General features: G+C 43.8%; 1 pseudogene. It reads left to right on the forward strand.

Going from position 1 to position 267, the window contains the following annotated elements:
• Positions 1–267, forward strand: a pseudogene (locus tag R2R70_RS20615) (mandelate racemase/muconate lactonizing enzyme family protein); the annotation flags it as partial.

Raw genomic sequence — 267 nt, forward strand, 5'->3', positions numbered from 1 at the left:
CTTGGTGGTAAAGTTAACGACAAGCTTCGTACTTATGCATCGCAACTGCAGTTTGACTGGGATAGCGAATTTAAAGCGCTAGTTCAGCCACAAGAATACGCAGAGGCAGCATTAAAAGCCATAGCTGAGGGTTACGATGCGGTTAAGGTAGATCCAATTCAATATGATAAAGACGGTAATACCTATTACGACCGAACTAATATTATTTCACGCCCAGAAATGAAGTTGTATCGCGCGCGTATGCAAGCTATTCGTGAAGCCGTGGGT

Origin of the sequence: Cobetia sp. SIMBA_158 (genome assembly GCF_046566945.1) — a bacterium.
Taxonomy (GTDB): Bacteria; Pseudomonadota; Gammaproteobacteria; order Pseudomonadales; family Halomonadaceae; genus Cobetia; species Cobetia amphilecti.